General features: G+C 61.0%; 3 protein-coding genes and 1 tRNA gene. 2 read left to right on the top strand and 2 right to left on the bottom strand.

Going from position 1 to position 3,962, the window contains the following annotated elements; all coding sequences use genetic code 11:
• Positions 1-193: 193 nt before the first annotated feature.
• Positions 194-270, bottom strand: a tRNA-Met gene (locus ACRC0P_RS05600).
• A gap of 305 nt (positions 271-575) precedes the next feature.
• Between ACRC0P_RS05600 and ACRC0P_RS05595 the strand changes: the two genes are divergently transcribed.
• The gene (locus ACRC0P_RS05595) at positions 576-2,672 is read left to right on the top strand and encodes a TonB-dependent receptor (protein WP_438628797.1); all 2,097 of its coding nucleotides are present in this window, start codon (positions 576-578) and stop codon (positions 2,670-2,672) included.
• Between the two features lie 48 nt (positions 2,673-2,720).
• Positions 2,721-3,827 carry a PepSY-associated TM helix domain-containing protein gene (locus ACRC0P_RS05590; RefSeq protein ID WP_438628796.1) on the top strand — a complete coding sequence of 369 codons (1,107 nt, stop codon included), beginning with the start codon at positions 2,721-2,723 and terminating at the stop codon, positions 3,825-3,827.
• Between the two features lie 11 nt (positions 3,828-3,838).
• Here ACRC0P_RS05590 and ACRC0P_RS05585 read toward each other — a convergent pair.
• A partial coding sequence (locus ACRC0P_RS05585; RefSeq protein ID WP_438628798.1) for a transposase domain-containing protein occupies positions 3,839-3,962 on the bottom strand: 124 nt, incomplete at its 5' end.

Genomic DNA, 3,962 nt, shown 5'->3' with positions numbered 1-3,962 from the left:
CGACCTTCGCCCGGCCATGCCGGCCAGAGGTGAAAAGGGAGCCCGCGTCGGGCGTCTACCTAAAGACCACTGGCACCTAAATTTGGTAGCGGGGGCAGGATTTGAACCTACGACCTTCGCCCGGCCATGCCGGCCAGAGGTGAAAAGGGAGCCCGCGTCGGGCGTCTACCTAAAGACCACTGGCACCTAAATTTGGTAGCGGGGGCAGGATTTGAACCTACGACCTTCGGGTTATGAGCCCGACGAGCTACCAGGCTGCTCCACCCCGCATCAACTCTGAGAAACGAAGCCTGGTGCTCTTCGCTTCTCTGCGGTGGGTTGCCCCAACCGCTCAAGAGGCTGCGCATTCTAGGGGCGTCGCCCCGGCGAGTCAAGTCACATCAGGCATTTATTCACACGCCATCTTGTTGGAGCCGCCCGTCGCACAGTATAGATAGAAGAAACAGCACTTCTTCTACCGCCATCCCATAAGAATGCAATTGATATAGATTCTCATTTAATTTAGTATCGCCAACCTTTCAAACCCCCATCAGCCCGGCGACCCGGGCGGCAGATCTGTTTCCACAGGAGCTCCTATGCGCGGTACAAAGACCACTCTAGCGCTGGCCATTTCCCTCATTTCCATCCCGGCCCTGGCCGAAGAGCAGCGCGTCGAAGAGGAGGTGGTGGTAACCGCCGGCCGCACTGAGCGGCCCCTCAGCTCGGTGCCCAACACCGTCACCCTGATCGACCGCGAGGCCCTGGCCGAACAGATCGGCGTAAGCAGCGACCTCTCCACCATTCTCGGCAACCTGGTGCCCAGCTTCTCTCCCAGCCGCCAGAAGCTGACCAACGCCGGCGAGAGCCTGCGCGGGCGCAAGCCGCTGTACATGATTGACGGCGTGCCCCAATCCAACCCGCTGCGTAACGGCGGCCGCGACGGTCACACCATAGACCCGCTGATGCTGGAGCGGGTGGAAGTGATTCACGGCGCCAACGCAATCCACGGCATGGGGGCCTCCGGCGGCATCATCAACCTGGTGACCAGAAAGCCCAGCGGCGAGTTACAGCAGAGCCTGCGGGTGGAATCCGCCTTCCAGCCCGAGGACACCGGCGAGAGCCTGAGCCACAGCGGCAGCTACAGCCTGTCCGGCGAGTTCGGCGGCATCGACCTGCTGGGCAGCGTCAGCTACCGCGAGAGCGGCCTCGGCTACGATGCCGACGGCGAGATAATCGGCTTCGACAACACCCAGGGCGACACCATGGACAGCGAGGCCCTGAACACCTTTATCAAGGTAGGCCACAGCTGGGACGGACAGCGGCTGGAGCTGACGGTCAATCGCTATGAGATCGAAAGCAGCAACGACTGGAAGGCGGTAAGCGGAAACAGGGCCGAAGGCTTACCTGCTTCCGCCAAAGAGGAAACTGTCCCCGGCGACGCGCCGTCCAACGAGGTCACCACCATTAACCTGCAGTACAGCAACGAGGATTTCCTCGGCCACAAACTGCGGATGCAGGCCTTCCGCCAGGACTTTGCCGGTACCTACGGCGGCGGCAACTTCGGCACTTTCCAGGACCCGGCCTACGGAGAGGATATTTTCGACCAATCCCAGAACAACTCGGAAAAGCAGGGGGTGAAAATCACCCTGATCAAGGACGAGTTGGCGGGCGCGCCAGTGAGCCTGGCCTACGGCCTGGACATCCTCGAAGACGAAACCTGGCAGCAGCTGATCCAGACCGACCGCGCCTGGGTGCCGGAAACCCGCTACGAAAATATCGCGCCCTATGCACAAGTGGAGTTCACCGGTATCGACCAACTGGTAATTACCGCCGGCCTGCGCCGCGAAATCTCCAAACTCGAGGTGGACGATTTCACCACCATCTTCGACAACGATGGAGGCCAGTTTGTCGAGGGCGGCAATCCGGAATTCAGCGAGACCCTGGGCAATATCGGCGCTACCTATCAGTTCAATGACGCCTGGCGGCTGTTCGCCAACTACGCCGAGGGCTATTCCATGCCGGACGTTGGCCGCGTGCTGCGGGGCATCGACGTCCCGGGCCAGAGTGTGAAGAGCTTTCTCGACCTGCAGCCGATTCTCACGGAAAACAAGGAAGTCGGTGTCGACTTCAGCGTGGAAAAATTTGCCGCACAGCTGGCCTACTACGTCTCCGACTCCGATTTCGGCCAACGGCTGAACCGCGGTGACGACGGCATCTACACCGTCAAGCGGGAGAAAACCGAGATCGACGGCCTCGAGTTCCGCGGCCAGTGGTTTGCCGACGACAAAGATACCCTGGAACTGCGCTACGCCTACAGCGATGGCCGTTACGACTCCGACCAGGACGGCAAGGTCGACAGCGATCTGGACGGTGCCAATATCGCCCCGAACCGCGTCAACCTGAGCTGGGCGCGCAGCTGGAGCGACCGCCTGAGTACGCGGCTACAGGCCAACCTGCTGCTGAACCGGGATTTCGAAAACAGCGCGGGCGAGACCGTTGCCGAGTTCGACGGCTACACTACCATCGACCTGAGCGCCAACCTCAAAGCCCTGGACGGCGATTTCACGCTCGGGTTGCAGAATCTCACCAACGAGGACTACTTCACCTACCATGCGCAGACTGTCGGGCGAGACACCACCTACTTCAAGGGACTGGGCCGCAGCGTAAACCTGTCCTACTCGCGTTTATTCTAACTCCCATATTCGCCTGCAAGCAGGCAAAGAGTTCATGCGAAAACTCAAATGCGGAAAATATTTTTTACCCTGCACAAATACGCGGGACTGACTCTCGGCCTGCTGCTGACGATGATCGGCGCCACCGGCAGCCTGCTGGTGTTCGACCACGCGCTGGACGAAAAACTCGCACCGGAGACCGTCGACTTCTCCCCTTCCGACAGCCCCGCCACCTTCACCGAAATAGTGGCCGCCGCGCGCGCAGCCGTGCCCGGCAGCACGCCCCAGCGTGTCCATATCGCCCGCGCCGAGGGCAGCCCCCATGTGGTGCGCTTTCCCGGTCCCGAGGGCGCGCCGGGCCCGATAGAGGTCAGTGTTTCCCCCACCGAGGCCCGGGTCCTGGCCGTGCGCGGCTGGGGCGAGTACACCATGAGCTGGATCTACCGGCTGCACTACACGCTGCTGGCCGGCAATACCGGCAAGACGGTGGTCGGCTTTATGGGTTTGGCGTTACTGATCTTTTGCATCAGCGGACTGGTGATCTGGTGGCCGCGGGGGAGACGCTGGAAACGCGCTTTCACCATCAAGCGCGACGGCAATCGCTTCCGCTTCTACTTCGACCTGCACAAGGTGTGTGGTATCTACCTGCTGCCGGTGCTGCTGATGATCGCCTTTTCCGGTGTCAGCATCGTGTTTCCGCTGCAAGTGGAAAAACTGGTGAGCTGGATGATGCCGCTGGAGCCGCGCGGCTCCTGGGGTCAATCGCAGATCACCGGCGCACCGCCCCTGGACCCCGACAGCGCCGTGGCCATAGGCAGGAAAATATTTCCGCAGGGAGAGCTGAAGCGCATCTACCTGCCGCAAAGCGCCGCCGACAGCTACGGACTGACCTTCAGGCAGGAAGGCGAACCCTGGCGCAACCACGGCGCCAGCTTTGTGCGCCTGGACCAGTACAGCGGTGAAATATTGATGGTCCACGACGTAACCAAAATCGCCGCCGGCAACCAGTTTCTCACCTGGCAGTTCCCGCTGCACAACGGCGACGCGCTGGGCCTGATCGGGCGCTTGCTGGTATTGATTACCGGACTGGCGCCGGGGCTGTTGTTTTTTACCGGGTTTTATCTTTGGTGGAAGAAGCATCAGCTGGCCAACAGGCCCACTAGCGTTGTAGGGTAAGCGTCCGGCGATCACACCTTGTCAGCTGGTTGCCAGTTATGTGGCAACAGTTCCCTGATAGCGCTGGCGCGCTGGGTCGGTAGCCGATCCAGAACATCCTTCAGGTAGGCGTGGGGATCAAGCCCATTCATTCGC

Origin of the sequence: Microbulbifer sp. (assembly GCF_051659245.1) — a bacterium.
Lineage (GTDB): Bacteria > Pseudomonadota > Gammaproteobacteria > Pseudomonadales > Cellvibrionaceae > Microbulbifer.
The sequence above is the reverse complement of the archived record's forward strand: the minus strand, read 5'-3'. Positions and strand labels throughout refer to the sequence as shown.